The following is a 15753-nucleotide window of genomic DNA, read 5'->3' as shown; positions in this document are numbered from 1 at the left end:
CCTATCAGCCCGCCGGGGGCGTGAAGATCGCCCCCAGCTGTTCGCGGCTCTGCGCCATGCCCACATTCTCCTGCAGGCCTTGGCGCAGAAACTCCACCAGCTTCGATTGCAAGGCAATGGCCAGGTCGGTTTCCGGGTCGCCGCCGGCCACATAGGCGCCCACGCTGATCAGGTCGCGGCTTTGCGACAGGCGCGACCACAATTGCTTGAACTTCTGCGCCTGGCGCAAGTGGTCGGCATCGACCACCTGGGGCATCACCCGGCTGATCGAGGCTTCGATGTCGATGGCCGGATAATGCCCCTCTTCGGCCAGCCGGCGCGACAGCACGAAGTGGCCGTCGAGCACACCGCGCGCCGAGTCGGCGATCGGGTCCTGCTGGTCATCACCTTCGGACAACACGGTGTAGAACGCGGTAATCGAACCACCACCCGCCTCGCCATTGCCCGCCCGCTCCACCAGCTTGGGAAGCTTGGCGAATACAGACGGCGGGTAACCCCGGGTGGCCGGCGGCTCGCCGATGGCCAGGGCAATTTCACGCTGGGCCTGGGCGAAACGGGTGAGCGAGTCCATCAGCAACAGCACGTTCTTGCCCTTGTCGCGGAAGTACTCGGCGATGCGCGTGCAATACATGGCAGCGCGCAGGCGCATCAGCGGCGCATCGTCGGCAGGCGAAGCCACCACTACCGAACGCTTGAGGCCCTCTTCACCCAGGATGTGCTCGATGAACTCCTTCACCTCACGGCCCCGCTCACCGATCAGGCCAACCACGATGATTTCGGCTTCGGTGAAGCGGGTCATCATGCCCAGCAACACCGACTTACCTACGCCAGTACCGGCAAACAGGCCAAGGCGCTGGCCGCGACCGACGGTCAGCAGGCCATTGATACTGCGGATGCCCACGTCCAGCGGCTTGCTGATGGGATCACGGTTGAGCGGGTTGATCACCGGGCCGTCCATCGGCACCCAGTCCTCGGCCTTCATCCCGCCCTTGCCATCCAGCGCACGCCCCGCGCCGTCCAGCACACGGCCGAGCATGCTCATGCCCATGGGCAGCCGGCCGCCGTCATCCAGCGGCACCACCCGGGCGCCGGGGGCGATACCGACAATGCTGCCGACGGGCATGAGGAACACCTTGGGCCCGGCAAAACCCATGACTTCGGCTTCTACCTGGACCGGGTGGTAGCTGTCGTCGTTGATCACCAGGCAGCGGCTTCCCACCGCGGCACGCAGGCCTTCGGCCTCCAGGGTGAGCCCGACCATGCGCAGCAGGCGGCCTTCGACGATGGGCTGGGCCGGCAGCTCGATGGCCTCGGCATAACTGCCCAGGCGTTTGCCGAAGCTGGTGCGGTCAAGGCGCATCAGGGCTTTCCACCGAACGCTCGACCGGGGCGTCCAGGTCTACCGACATGTCTGGCGCCGCCGGGTGCAGGGAATGGTCATGCAACTGGTCGAACAGCTGCGCCACGGCTTTCTCGATGCGCGTTTCCATGGTCGCATCGATGCGGCTATGGGCAGTTTCGATACGGCAGCCCCCCGGCAGAAGTGCGCTGTCTTCCAGCAACCGCCAGTTTTCCTCATGGCGTTCGCGCAGGGCCTTGGCCAGCTCGAAGTCCTGCGGGTTGAGGTGGATGCGGATATTGTCCGCGCCCATGGGCAGCAGCTTCAATGCTTCGCGCAGCACCTGGGTGATCTGGCTGGAGTCGTTGTGCAATTCGCGGCCGATCACCTGGCGAGTCATGTGCGCCACCAGGTGCACAAGGGTTTTCTCGATCTGCGTGTCTTGCTCGGCGATCGGCTCCATCAGGTTGGCCATCAGTTGCTCAAGGCCGTCGAGCTTGGCCTTCAGGGCCACTTCGGCCTCTTGGCGCACCTTGAGCTGGGTGCTGTGAAAGCCCTCTCGCTCGCCGGTGGCGAAACCTTCGTTGTAGGCTTCCTGGCGGATGGCCTCGAGCTCCTCCAGGGTGAGCGGCTGGACTTCTTCCAGCGGCACTTCCTCGATTTCTTCCTCGACCGGCTCGGGTTCCGGCTCAGGCTCGGGTACGGGCTCTGGCTCCGGGTCGAAGCTGGGCAGCGTCCACACGTCCACGCCCTCGAGGTCGCGGGCGCGGATCAGGTCGCTGGGGTGATGTTCTTTGCTGGACATGTTTTAAAGTACTCAACAAGCATGTTCGACCCATAAGGGCCTTGTGGGAGCTGGCTTGCCGGCGATCAAGGGCGCAGCCCTTGCCATGCAACGACTCTGCCTGGGCTGGCCTCATCGCCGGCAAGCCAGCTCCCACAATGACCGCACCAGCCCCACCATTTTTTCCTGACCTGATGGATCAGATCATTTCCTCGGCACCCTTGCCGCCGAGCACGATCTCGCCGGCCTCGGCCATGCGGCGGGCGATGGTGAGGATTTCCTTCTGCGCCGTTTCCACGTCGCTGACCCGCACCGGCCCCTTGGCCTCCAGGTCGTCGCGCAGCAGCTCGGAGGCACGTTTGGACATGTTCTTGAAAATCTTGTCCTTGACCCGCTCGTCGGCGCCCTTGAGCGACACCACCAGCACATCGGACGACACTTCGCGCAGCAGCGCCTGAATACCCCGGTCGTCGACGTCGGCCAGGTTGTTGAAGACGAACATCAGGTCTTCGATCTGCTCCGACAGGTCGCTGTCGACTTCGCGGATCGCATCCATCAGTGCACCTTCCACGGAGCTGTCGAGGAAGTTCATGATGTCGGCAGCGCGCTTGATGCCGCCCAAGGTGGTGCGCGCGGCGTTGGAGTTGCCCGAGAACTGCTTCTCGAGGATCTGGTTCAACTCTTTCAGCGCCGCCGGCTGCACGGTGTTCAGCGACGACACGCGCAAGACGATGTCCAGGCGCACCTTGTGGTCGAAGTTGCTCAGCACTTCGCCGGCCTGGTCAGGGTCGAGGTAAGCGACCACGATTGCCTGGATCTGCGGGTGCTCGTAGCGGATCACGTCGGCTACCGCGCGCGGTTCCATCCATTTCAGGCTGTCCAGGCCACTGGTGTTGCCACCCAGCAGGATGCGGTCGACCAGGCCATTGGCCTTGTCCTCGCCCAAGGCCTGGTTGAGCATCTTGCGGATGTAGGCATCGGACCCCACGCCCAGGCTGGTCTGGTCGCCGACAATGTCGACGAACTCGCTCATTACCTGCTCGACCTGGTCACGGTGCACATTACCCATCTGCGCCATGGCCACACCCACCCGCTGCACTTCCTTGGGGCCCATGTGGCGCAGCACCTGGGCCGCATCGGTCTCGCCCAGCGAAAGCAGCAGGATTGCGGCCTTGTCGACACGGCTCAGCTTGGCGGTAACGGCTCGGTTATCACTCATCGGCGTTGATCCAGTCTTTGACGACCTGGGCTACACGGCCCGGGTCTTCGGCCACCAGGCCTTTGATTGCGTTGAGCTGTGCCTCGTAACCCTCGCTCGGGCTAGGCAGCAGAATGCTTGTCGGGCCACCCAGACTGACGCGGTCGTTGGCCAGTTCGCCATCCAACCCCACCATGCCGCCCAGCTCCATGTCGCTATCCGAAGCGGCCTGCTTGCCGCCCCCTGTGATGTTGTTGAGCACCGGCCGCAGCACGCCGAACACCAGCACCAGAATGAACACCACGCCCAGCACTTGCTTGACGATGTCCCAGAACCACGGCTGCTGGTAGAAGGCGATATCGGCAATTTCTTCGTTACGGTCGGCGGCAAATGGCACGTTGATCACCGTCACGCTGTCACCACGGCTGGCGTCGAAGCCGACCGCGTCTTGCACCAGGCGGGTGAAGCGCGCCAGGTCTTCGGCGGCCCACGGTGCACGGCTGGTGTTGCCGGTGGCCGGGTCGATCTTGACCTGGTCGTCTACCACCACTGCCACCGACAGGCGGGTCATGCGCCCCTGCTGCTGGCGGGTGTGGCTGATGGAGCGGTCCAGCTCGAAGTTCTTGGTGCTTTGCTGGCGTTTGTCCGACGGGTACGGTGCGAGCATCGGCTGGCCGGTGGCCGGGTCCATGATCTGCTGGCCGTTGGCATCCACCAGCGGCTGGCCAGGCTGAATGGCTGCGGCCGGGGTAGCGGCGCCACCGGTGGTTTGCGGCGCCGAAGCGGCGCCTGGCGGCTGGTTGCTCAGCGCACCAGGCACACCTTGCGGGCCCTGGCTGCTGGCGCGTTGCTCGTCAACCGACTGTTCGCTGCGCAGCGCCGGCTGGTCGGGGTTGAACTGCTCGGCAGTCGACTCGACGGCACTGAAGTCCAGGTCGGCAGACACTTCGGCCTTGTATCGGTCATTGCCCAGCACAGGCTGCAAGATGTTGCGCACGCGCTGGGTAAGCATGCTTTCCATACGGCGGCTGTAGTCGTACTGCTTGCCGGCCTCGGTCAGGGCGGAGTCCTGCAGCTGCTCGGACAGCAAGTTACCTTTCTGGTCGACCACGGTGACCTGGGATTTGTCCAGCTCCGGCACACTGGTCGCCACCAGGTTGACGATGGCCGACACCTGACCGGCTTCCAGGGCACGGCCCGGGTACAGCTCGACCAGTACCGAGGCGCTCGGCTTGCGGTCGTCGCGCACGAACACCGAGCTTTTCGGGATGGCCAGGTGCACGCGTGCGGCCTTGACGTTGTTCAGGCTGGAAACGGTACGCGCCAGCTCGCCTTCCAGGCTGCGGCGGTAGCGAGTGGCTTCCATGAACTGGCTGGTGCCCAGCCCCTGCTCCTTGTCGAGCAGTTCGAAACCGACATTGCCATCGCTGGGCGCCACGCCGGCGGCCGCCAGTTTCAGGCGCGCACGGGAGAGGTCGTCGGCCTTGACCAGCAGAGCACCGGAGTTGGGCTCGACGTTATAGGGGATGTCAGCAGCACCCAGGGTGTCCATGACCTGCTTGGTATCCATGCCCGACAGGCTGCCGTACAGCGGACGGTAATCGGGTTGTTGCGACCACAGCACCACGGCAAAGCCGATTGCCACGCTGGCCGCCAGGCCGACCATGAGGCCGACTTGGCGCAGCATGGGCATCTGCGCGATGTTTTCCAGGAACGACATACCTGGCAGCGGGCGCTTGGCCGCTGCCGGGCCCGTCTTGGCGGGGGGGTTGTCGACGACTGCTTCAGCCATGGTCTACGTCCGTCCTCAAACCGGCATCTGCATGATGTCCTGGTACGCCTGGACCAGCTTGTTGCGTACCTGGGTCATGGCCTGCATCGACACACTGGCCTTTTGCGAAGCGATCATCACGTCTGTCAGGTCGACGCCGCTCTTGCCGATCTCGAAGGCATTGGCCAGCTGGGTCGAGGCCTGCTGGGTCTCATGCACCTTGCCGATTGCCTGGCCAAGCATGTCGGCAAAGGTACTCTGCCCCGGCGCCAGCTCGGGGGCGGCGGTGACCTTGGGCAGCGACATTGCATCGGCCTGCATGGCCCGCATGTCCAGCATCAGACGATTGAATTCAACACCTTGGCTCATGACCCTTCTCTCTCCTGCGGCCGCATTTTTTTGACACTCATGCGGCGAATAGCCTACGTAAAGCAACAAAGGTGCCAGCCTATATAGTTCAGGCAACACAACCCCTGTGGGAGCGGGTTCACCCGCGAAGAATCCGACTCGGTATATGGCACCGGCTTCGCCGGTGTTCGCGGGTGAACCCGCTCCCACAGGTATCGCGCCCTCTGCGGGCGGAGTGTCAGCCGAACAGGCTGGCCTCGACGTCGAACCCGGCATCGCGCATCTGCGCCAGCTTATAGCGCAGGGTCCGCGGGCTGATGCCCAGGCGCTCGGCCGCCTCTTTGCGCCGACCGCGCTCGGCGCGCAGGGTATCGATGATCATCTGGTACTCATGGCGGCGCATGTCATCGCCCAGCCCGCTGACCTCGGCAATGGCTTCGACTGACGGCCCCGTGCCAGCCGACAAGGGAATGGCGCCTGCCAGACAAAAATCCGCCGCCTCGATCACCCCACCCTGCTGCAGGATCAGCGCCCGCTGAAGCGCGTTGTCCAGTTCACGCACGTTGCCCGGCCAGGCATAGGCCTGCAAGCAGGCCCGGGCCTGCGGCGACAGGCGCACCGGGGCGTGTTTCATCTTGACCGCGTGGCGGGCCAGCAGGCGCTCGGCCAGTTGCAGGATGTCGCCCGGGCGCTCACGCAGCGGGCACCAGGCCAGGGGGAACACTGACAGGCGGTAGAACAGGTCTTCACGGAAGCGACCGGCTGCCACTTCCCCGGCCAGGTCACGGTTGGTGGTGGCCAGCACGCGGATGTCCAGGCTGATCGGCTTGCGCCCGCCCACCCGTTCCACTTCGCGCTCCTGTAGCACGCGCAGCAGCTTGGCCTGCAAGGCCATTGGCATTTCCGAGATTTCGTCGAGCAGCAGGGTGCCGCCTTCGGCCTGCTCGAACTTGCCGGCCTGGGCGGCGATGGCACCGGTGAAGGCCCCCTTTTCATGGCCGAACAGGGTGGCTTCGAGCATGTTGTCGGGGATGGCCGCGCAGTTGATGGCCACAAAGGGCTGCGCCGCCCTCGGCGACTGCTGGTGAATGTAGCGCGCCAGCACTTCCTTGCCGGTGCCGGACTCACCAGAAATCAGCACGGTCGAGTCACTGCGCGCCACGCGTGCGGCCAACTCCAGCAACTGGCGGCTGGCCGGCTCACAGGCCACCGGCCCCTCGTCAGCGGACACCCGCCCGGCGGCATGCCGCTCGACCAGGCTGAGCAGCGCCTTGGGCTCGAACGGTTTGACCAGATAGTCGGCAGCACCTTGGCGCATTGCTTCGACGGCACGCTCGACGGCGGCGTGCGCCGTCATCAACAGCACCGGCAGTTGAGGTTGCTGGCGGCGCAACTGGCTCAACAACTGATGCCCGTCCATACCGGGCATGTTCACATCGCTGACCACCAGGCTGAAGGCATCATCCACCACCGCCTCCAGCGCCTCTTCGGCACTGCCCACTGCCTGGTAGGCGAAACCGCCGATTTCCAGGGTATCGCCCAGCGCTTGGCGCAATACGCGGTCGTCCTCGACCAGCAGCACCTTGATTGCCATTACACCCCCTCCGCCAATTGCCCGTCGATCAACGGCAGCTCTACCCGCACGCAGGTGCCTCGGCCCACCTTCGAACGCAGGCTGATAGCGCCCTGGTGTGCACGCACCACAGCCTTGACCACCGCCAGGCCGAGGCCGGTGCCAGTGGCCTTGGTGGTGAAAAACGGCTCGCCAAGGCGCGCCAACAACTCGGCGGCGATACCGCTGCCGGCGTCACTGACACACAGATGCAGGGTGCGCTCGCGACGGAACAGGTGCACCTTCAGGCGCGCTGGGCCGTCGCTGGCCTGCAGGGCATTTTCGATCAGGTTGAGCAAGGCGCCGACCAGGGTGTCACGATTGCACAGCAGCTCACCGAGATGGCTGTCGCACTGCCAGCGCACGGCGTGCCCCTGCACATGCGCCTGAGCCGCCTGCTGCAGGGCCTGGAAAAGGGCTTTTGGGGTAACACGATCACCCAGCGGCAACTCGCCACGGGCGAACACCAGCATGTCACGCACCTGGTGCTCCAGCTCGTGCAGGCGCTCCTTCAAGGTACCGGCGAAACGCTGGCGGGTTTCCGGGCTCAGTTGTTGCTCGCTGTCAGCGAGGTGGCTGGCGTAGAGCATGGCGGCCGACAGCGGCGTGCGGATCTGGTGCGCCAGCGAGGCGACCATGCGCCCCAGCGACGACAGGCGCTCGTGGCGGGCCAGCTGGTCTTGCAGGCGACGGGTTTCAGTCAGGTCGTTGAGCAGCACCAGCTGGCCGGGTTCGGCATCCAGCGAGCGGGTGGCGATGGACAGCCGCCGGCCGTCGCGCAGCGAGATTTCATGGCCATCGTCCTTGCGTGGCGCAAAGCTGCGGGCGATTACCTGACGCCATAACTCGCCGATCAGCGGTTCGCCGAGCAGTTCGCAGGCAGCCGGATTGGCTTCACGTACAAGGCCATGGCCATCGATCACGATCACCCCGCCAGGCAGCAGGTCCAGCAGGTTCTGCAGGCGGTTGGCCAGGCGTTCCTTTTCGCTCAGTTCCTCGATGCGCTGGGCACTGACCACGGCCAGCTCGCCCTTGAGCTCACTGACCCGGGCTTCGAGCAGGCTGTAGGACTGGCTGAGTTGGCTGGAGACCTGATTGAACAGGGCGAAGGCTTGCTCGATACCCTGGTGGCTATCCTGCTCGATCGGGGTCTGCCCCTGATGATCGGGGGCTCGGGTTACGTGGGCGGCCTGGGGCATCGTGCTCTCTCGCGTGGCTGACCGTCATAAAAACGGTGTGTTGCCAGCGGTGTAGCAATAGCCGTGCCGGAGATGAGGGTTTTTATTGCCTGTGCGGGCCTCCTCGCGGGTAAACCCGCTCCCACAGGGACTGCGCAAAGCTCAGGGCCTGCGCTGTACCTGTGGGAGCGGGTTTACCCGCGAAGAGGCCCGCACAGGCGACCGCCGTGTATCAGTCCGGCAGCCAGGCCTTGCGCCAGTTGCTCAGGTTGTCGCCTTCGAGCATCCAGCCGCCCAGCACTGCATTGCGCAGTGCATCGCCCGCCTTCGCCGAGGCATCCAGATCAGAGATGTGCATGCGAATGGCATCTACCCAGCCTCGGAAACGGTTCTTTACCAGTGTGACCGGCAAATCGCTGTAGCCCTGGTAGCAACGCAGGTCGCTGGCGATCACCGGGAAACCACAGGCGCCGTACTCCAGCAAACGCAGGTTGCTCTTGCACTCGTTGAACAGGTTCTGCTCGACCGGCGCCAGGGCCAGGTCCAGGTTCATCCTGGCCAGCGTCGCGGGGTATTGCTCAATCGAGACACTCGGGTGGAACTCATGAACATAAGGCCGCAGCTTGTCCGGGCACATGCCGAAGAACACCCACTCCACCTCGTTGGCCAATTCCTTGACCACGTCCGCGATCACTTCCAGGTCGCCCGTATGGCTCGCCCCACCCGCCCAGCCGACGCGCGGTTTGCGCGACTGCCGGCGCAGGGCCTTGAGGCCGCTCCAGTAGCGGGTATCCAGCGTGTTGGGTACCACGCGGATATCGCCATGTACGCCGGCGAAGGCCTCGGCCAGCGGCTGCGTGGAGACGACAAAGCGGTCCACATGGGAAAGACCGCGACGTATGGACCGCAGAATGTCCTTGGGCATGTGCGCCCTGTGCACGCTCTTGAGCGGCAGGTTGGGCAGGTAGTCGTCCAGCTCGAAGACCTTGAAGGCCCGCGAAAACGCATGCATCCGGCGTATATGCTCAATCTGCTCGTCGCCAACCTGGCGCTGCAGGATGATGCTGTCGGGCTGATAACGCTCAAGCTCCGCAGGCGCCAGATAATTCCACGCCACCACCCCCTCGGCCAGCCCCTCGCGGTTGAGCGTATCCAGCGGCTGGATGACCCGGTAGTTACCACACCCACCTCGGTCCGCCGCATGGGCGAGGATGGTCGGCAGCGGTTTCCAGGACGACAACGGTCGCCAGCTCAGACCGGAGGGCGCCAGGCCGAGGCCATTGCTGGAAGACAGCGAGAAGTTCGGGTTGTGGAGCGGGTCGCGTGCCAGTATAGGCAGCCAGCGGTCATACAAGGCATCTTCTTCTGCTGCGGTGGCCGGCGTTACAGCATCCTCACTTAGCAGCAACTGAACACGCGGCGTCCACACGTTCAGGTAGCCGCCACGGTGCAGGCGCAGGCACAGATCAACATCCGTCCAGCGCTGCAACTCGGGGGACTCGTCGAAACCGCCCGCCTCCAGGAACAGGCTTTTGTTCACCAGCAGGCACTTGCCGCTCACGGCGACATAGTTCTGGTCCACTTGCAGGCGCTGCAGATAGCCGGACGCGTCCATCGGCTGACCGGCAAAAGCTTCGCCAACAGGGCCATTCAGGCCGAGCACGAAACCGGCATGGCTGATGGTAGCGTCCCCCGCCAGCAGTTTGGCCCCCACCACGCCGACTTCCTGGCGCATGCCGTGGTTGAGCATCTGCTGCAACCAATCGTTATCGAGCACCGCAGCGCCTTCGTCCAGCCACAGCAGGAAATCACCACGGGCCTGCCCGGCGGCCTGGTTGCGCATTTGCACAGGCGCCATGCCGGCAGGGAATCGCAGGCAACGAATGGCATCGGTGCCAAGCCGGGCAACGTTGTCGAGCCAGCCGTTTACTGCCGGGCCGGCATCATCACGCGCCAGCAGCAGCACCTCGTAGTTTCGATAGGTGGTCTTCTCCAGAATGGTTTCCATGCAACGCTGCACCCGCTCAGTGCTGTTGCCCTGGAGCAGGATGAGGATGCTGACCGGTGCGTCGCCGCGGGCGCCATAGTCGAGATCATAACGCCCTGGCAGACGAGACCCGACGCGCGCCTGGGCAAAACCGCGTGCATGCAGATGGCGCTGAATGACCCCGCGTTCGTCCGGGCAGTCGCGCAGCGACGGGGCATCACAGACCAATAACGGCTCGCTGATATGCCCCAGCCCCTGGAAGCCAGCGGACTCGATCAGGCGCAGGATGTAATCCAGCTCGAATGCCTGGCCCGCCTCCTGGCGGAAGCCGCCCATTTCCAGCCACACCTGCCGGTTGAACAGCCAGTGGCGTGACAGGCTCGCCGGCAAACTGAGCAGCAGATCAAGGTTGAGATCAGGGCGCAGCGCAGCGCCCATTTCCGCTCCATCGGAACGCAACCCTTCATCACCATAAACGGCCCGACAGCCAGGCGCCGCCAACAGGTCAAGCGCGGCAATCAGCAAGCCACTTGCAGTGAACTCACTCCCCGCCTCTACCAGCATGAACCAGTCGAACTCACCCGCCTGAACTGCCTGGTTCAGCTGATCGCTCAGGCTGGCATCGGTCAGACGCATGAAATGCAGCTTGTCCTGCGCCGAAGTCGCGGGCGCCTCGCCCGACGTCAGCGCCACAATTTTCAGCGTGGAATAAAGGCAGTGATCGCTACCCAGGCTTTGCAGAGAAGCTTTCAATGCATCGGCGCGCCCGTCAGCGTCCACCACGATTACCCCGATCACAGGGCCACCCTGATTCGCGTGCAGACGCTGTGCGATCAAGCGGCTCTGTATGGCATCCGGAACGCGTTCGGCCAGCCAGGTTTGCAGCGTCAACGCCTTGGGCTTGTCGCCGAGATGCTCCAGCATTTGCTGGCGCCCGCGCTGTACTTCTTCGTTGCCAAAGTCGCCATGGCGCGCATACAACTCGCGATAAAGCGCTGGGTAATCTTTCAGTGCCTGCTCGGAACGTCGTGCAGGCGCACTGTCATCCAGGCGCATACGGACTTCCACCGTCTCGCTGCGCACATGATGGAAGGCGCTTCGCGCGCTCAGGCGCATGAGGAAATCCCAATCCTCCAAGCCTGCCAGCGACTCGTCGAAGTCCCCCACGGCAAGTGCAAGCGCGCGTGGGCAGGCAAAGGTGTTGATCGGGATGTAGTTGTTTACCAGCAAACGCTCCCGAGAGTATGCCTCGTGTGGATAACGTTGTTCACGCGCCACCTCGGTCCGCTTGCCCGCCGCAATCGTTTCCTGAATGAACACTGCATCCGTGTACACCACACTGTCAGGGTGGGTATCCAGCGCTTTGGCCAGTGTTTCAAGGTGGTCAGGCAGGTACAGGTCGTCGTCGTCCAGATACACGACATACCGACCACGGGCCAGGTGCAAAGCGGTATTACGGGCCGCAGCAGGGCCGCGATTGCGGCCTTGGCGGATGTACGTGATCGGGAAATCGTACTCAGCAAGCAGCGACTCGACCGGGTCGCCATTGTCGTTGACCAGAATGACGTCAAGGTCCTTGAAGGACTGATGAGCAATGCTGTTCAGCGCATCCTTGAGCAATTGCGGGCGGTTGAATGTAGTCAGGATAACAGAGAACAACGTCTGTTCTTGCTGCCGCGCCTGTTCTTCCAGGCGCTGGCAAAGCCGGCGTGCCCGGGCCCCCAGCTCGGAACCCTGCTCGTCAGGATACAGATCCAGACGCCGCTTGAGGTGCCCCGCCACCTCGCGCTCACGCCCGTGAAGGTGATGCTGCGCATTGCGCTCGAATACCCCCTCGACAATGGCAAGGTGCCCCATCAATGGCTCGCTGGAGGCATAAAACCCGCTCGAATACTGCGCACCATGCCAGCGATAGCTGACACCCGGCATATCGACGTAGGCGAAATCGGGGTAACGCTCCGCCATCTGCACGACCATTTCCCAGTCGCCGGCACCGTAGCTGTTGCCTGGATTCCAGACCCGGCAAAAAACCTCACGCCGGTAGATGACGGCCGAAGGCGTCATGTAACTGTCGTAGATGAGCAGATCAGCGACTTCATTACGCCCGCCGACATAGTCGCCATTGCGGTAGCCGGGGTGACGAGGCTGGTTCAATGCTTGCCCCGAACCATCGACCCAGCGAATGCCGGTATAGCCAACCGCCACGTTGGGCTGGCTCTCCAGCGTAGGCAACAGCCGCGACAGATGGCCCGGATTGAAATAGTCGTCGGCGGAAAGGAACGTGAAGTAACGCCCCTGCGCGATACGCAGGCCATTTCGCCAGTTGTAACCCGGGCCGTAATTGTATCGGTTGCGTATGTAACGCACTTTCGGGTTGCCCGCGAATGCCGCCATTACCTCGGCGGTATCGTCCGTGGAAGCGTTGTCCAGCACCAGGATCTCGATATTGTCCACACCCTGATCGAGCACCGACTGAACACACTGGGCAAGATAGCGCCCATAGTTGTACGTCGGAATAACGACACTCAGCAGCGGCTCGAACTGCCGTACGGCAGCAGCATCATCAGCGATTGCAGTGGTGACTTTATAGAGCCAGAAGTCCGCCGAACAATGGTAATTCCTGGAATGGTCGCGGTCTTCAGCTTCTCGCGTCAGTGGCCACGCTTGCGCATCGGATCCGGGCGCATCGGGAAGTTTCAAGTAATCGATGTGCACCCTCGAAGTACTGACAGGCTCTCCCTTTGCCGGAATCAGAACCTTGCTGAAGCAGGTTTCGTCCCGTAGCGCCGCAAATTGCTCGGAAGAACGTAGCAGCAGATAACGCCGCGCCTGTGACGGCAACGCGAACAAGGCATTGGCTTGACGAGGGTGGGCAATCAGAAAGACGCCATCGCACTCTGCGGCGGCTTCGGTAGCTCGCTCGAACACCAGCCCATTGCCCAAGCCATAGGCCGCCAGGGGCTGCAGCGGCAATTGTCGTTGCAGTTCTTGCCAGTCCGCATCGGACAGCAGGAAGGCCTGCTCATCGTCCAGGCAAAACCCGGCAACCAGCACTCGCCAAGGTTGCCCGGTACAACGTCCACCTGCGATCAAAGCCCAATTCGTCATGCTGTCACTTCCCCCAAAAAATGTTGCTCGCTTGCGTCAAGCGACATGGCGCCTGTAGGCACGAAGCCTGTATGCCCTGAGTCACGCAGATTCCGTCAGCTCTTTCCACGACACGATGCGTGCCGGCGCCGTGAGATGTTGGCGGACAAGCGCTTCGATGTAATGTTCATGGTCCCGCTCGGAGCTGATGATCACGACATCGTCCTGCCCCACTTGCTCACTCATCCAGGCCAAGGGCTGGATGGGCACGCCCAGCATTTGCGTGCCCTGGCGATTGAGGTTGGAGTCGACACAGGCGACGACCTGTCCACCTTTGTTTCTGGCTTCAAGGATCAGCAATGCGGCGATGAAGGCGCTACCAAAGATGATGATCCTGCGCCCTTCCAGGCCGGCCAGAATGCTCGCGCCCGGGTTTTCAACGGTTTTGCGCGTCCATTTCAGAAGTTGCCGGGTAGCGCTGGCATGCCCGGAAACCGACAACTTGTCCAGCGGGCACACCTGGTCGCCCAGCAACAGAAGCTGGGCGAGCTGGAAGACCGGCAAGCCCGCCAGAAAGGCGTCGGGGGCCCGTTCCAAGTTGCGCTGCAGGCTGTCGGCCGTTTTACCAATCTTCTTCAGAATGTGCTTGTCGATCGCCTGCCCCACCTGGGTGGTAATGGCTTCCTGGATCGCAAAGCGCGCCACGTAGGCATCAAAATGAAGGGCCTCTACCTCCAGACCAGGCACGCCCCTGGCAATCTGCTTCAGGTCTCGATAGAGAGCGACCCCTGGTAGCGACAGGCTTGCCACATGGGAAAACTGCCTGGTGTGCAGCCGACGGCGCAGCAACGGCTGATCGAGGAAGCCGATAGCATGCCGGCGGTTGATGCGCGCCGGCATCAACACGTCCTCGATACCTGCCGTCTCCAACGTTTTCTTGTGGGCAGCCGCGTCGCCGAGGCACGCGTGTACCGCATAGAAGCTGGGCAGTACGGCCCGCTCCAGCATCACGCCGCTGGGCATAGGCCACAACCGCTCCTTGAGAAAACTGCTGATGTATTCCCCGGGCGCGAAGACTCGCTCCGATTCAGGCAGGGTGCGTTCGCCGACCAGCGCATCCCCATCCTGATCAATATCACTGACGCGAGTCCACACCAGCCGCACTTCTGGATGGAAATCCATGAAACGCATCTGCCGTTCAAGCATGTCTCGCTCCATGACATCATCGTCATGGGTCACGATCACCCGTCGCCCAAGGGCAAGGTGATAAGCCGAACGGCAGTTGAACTCCACGCTGGAGATGTTGCGGGAATTCCTGACGTAGCGGATTCGCGGGTCCTGCAAGCGCAGGATAAACTCCGCAGTCCCGTCACTGCTGCCATTGTCGAGTACCAGCAGCTCGAAATCCTCATAGCTCTGGGCCAGGACGGCAGCGATGGACTGCTCGAGGTAGTGCAGTCGATTGTAGGTCAGCAGTGCAACGGTCAGCGACGGAATGGCTGGGTTCATGGCAACGACCGCACCAGATCAGGGATTTCACGGTGCTTCTGCCCGTGGATAAAGACAAAGTTGGTTTCCTGGGTTTCCTCGTCAATGCCAGGGCACGGGCGTAGCCCCTCTTCGCTCAGGGTGTAAGCCTGGTAGCCAAGACCACCGAGCCGCTCCACCACCTCGTTAGGGTGGTAGTCGAACTTCCTGGCCCACTTTCTCAACAGCTCGATCAGAATCACCGGTTTGTGTTGGGCGAGTATCGCCTCACCACCCTGGATCACCATCAACTCCGCCCCTTCCACATCGCACTTGATGATCTGGGGCGCCAGCTCATGCTGCGCGCAAAAGCTATCCAGCGTCGTGGCCGGGCAGCACACCTTCTGCAGGCTTTCCTGGCTGCCTGGTTGCCCGGCCAGGACCTGGGAAGTGGCGCCGGAACAGTTGGGCGTGTAGAGAAACTCCAGCGTCGCCTGCTGGTTTGAAAAGGCCAGCCGGTGCGCCTCTATGTTGAACAAGCCGTTGTGGCGGATGTTGCGCTCGAGAATCTCATGGGTATGGGGGATCGGTTCGAAGGCGTGAATCCGCGCCGACGGGCAATGCCGAGCCAGCGCCAGGGCATACCAGCCGCAATTGGCGCCGATGTCCAGAATCACCGCGTTTTCCTGGGTGATGGCTTTGAGGAACTCGGTTTCCTGTGTTTCATAGGCACGGAAGTTCATCAGGGTACAGGGCACCAGATGCTGGTCCTGGGGGTCCAGAAACAACTCGATCTGCTGCGAGCGGGAACGCACGAAGATGCCCTCTGGCAGAATGCGCAAAGACTCCACATCGGTACCGGCGATAAACTCGGGGTACTCGAACAGGCTGGCGTGCCGCGCGTGAATGGCCTCGATGTAATCCTGCTTGGCAGAGCCCCCGGCCTCATAGGCCGTACGGATGTGGTTGAGCGTGTTCATCG

Annotated in this window: 10 protein-coding genes; all 10 read right to left on the bottom strand. The window is 62.9% G+C overall.

All coding sequences use genetic code 11. The annotated features are described in order from the left end of the window. Positions 1-4: 4 nt before the first annotated feature. Complete coding sequence (gene fliI / locus PP4_RS07205; RefSeq protein ID WP_016498551.1) at positions 5-1360, bottom strand: flagellar protein export ATPase FliI; 1356 nt, start codon at positions 1358-1360, stop codon at positions 5-7. Continuing rightward, positions 1350-2144: a flagellar assembly protein FliH gene (gene fliH / locus PP4_RS07200; protein ID WP_016498550.1), complete on the bottom strand. Its 795-nt coding sequence runs from the start codon at positions 2142-2144 to the stop codon at positions 1350-1352. The genes fliI and fliH overlap by 11 nt, the downstream gene beginning before the upstream one ends. A 178-nt stretch (positions 2145-2322) precedes the next feature. Next, entirely contained in the window at positions 2323-3342 is a 1020-nt protein-coding gene (gene fliG / locus PP4_RS07195; protein WP_016488432.1) for a flagellar motor switch protein FliG, read from the bottom strand. Further along, the gene (gene fliF / locus PP4_RS07190; RefSeq protein WP_016498549.1) at positions 3335-5113 is read right to left on the bottom strand and encodes a flagellar basal-body MS-ring/collar protein FliF; all 1779 of its coding nucleotides are present in this window, start codon (positions 5111-5113) and stop codon (positions 3335-3337) included. Before fliF ends, fliG begins: the two co-directional genes overlap by 8 nt. A gap of 15 nt (positions 5114-5128) precedes the next feature. Then, positions 5129-5461 (bottom strand): flagellar hook-basal body complex protein FliE, encoded by a 333-nt coding sequence (fliE, locus tag PP4_RS07185; RefSeq protein ID WP_003254438.1) that lies wholly within the window; start codon positions 5459-5461, stop codon positions 5129-5131. Between the two features lie 217 nt (positions 5462-5678). Further along, positions 5679-7034 (bottom strand): sigma-54-dependent transcriptional regulator, encoded by a 1356-nt coding sequence (locus PP4_RS07180; protein ID WP_016498548.1) that lies wholly within the window; start codon positions 7032-7034, stop codon positions 5679-5681. Further along, positions 7034-8251 carry a sensor histidine kinase gene (locus tag PP4_RS07175; RefSeq protein WP_016498547.1) on the bottom strand — a complete coding sequence of 406 codons (1218 nt, stop codon included), beginning with the start codon at positions 8249-8251 and terminating at the stop codon, positions 7034-7036. Before PP4_RS07175 ends, PP4_RS07180 begins: the two co-directional genes overlap by 1 nt. Positions 8252-8462: 211 nt before the next feature. Next, positions 8463-13325, bottom strand: coding sequence for a glycosyltransferase (locus tag PP4_RS07170; protein ID WP_231859013.1), 4863 nt, complete (start codon positions 13323-13325; stop codon positions 8463-8465). An 81-nt stretch (positions 13326-13406) separates the two neighbouring features. Continuing rightward, on the bottom strand, positions 13407-14813 hold the full coding sequence (locus PP4_RS07165; RefSeq protein ID WP_016498545.1) for a glycosyltransferase family A protein: 1407 nt from the start codon (positions 14811-14813) through the stop codon (positions 13407-13409). Continuing rightward, positions 14810-15751, bottom strand: a complete 942-nt coding sequence (locus PP4_RS07160) for an FkbM family methyltransferase (RefSeq protein ID WP_231859012.1) — start codon at positions 15749-15751, stop codon at positions 14810-14812. The genes PP4_RS07165 and PP4_RS07160 overlap by 4 nt, the downstream gene beginning before the upstream one ends. Positions 15752-15753: the final 2 nt, after the last annotated feature.

The organism is Pseudomonas putida NBRC 14164 (assembly GCF_000412675.1).
Taxonomy (GTDB): Bacteria; Pseudomonadota; Gammaproteobacteria; order Pseudomonadales; family Pseudomonadaceae; genus Aquipseudomonas; species Aquipseudomonas putida.
The sequence above is the reverse complement of the archived record's forward strand: the minus strand, read 5'-3'. Positions and strand labels throughout refer to the sequence as shown.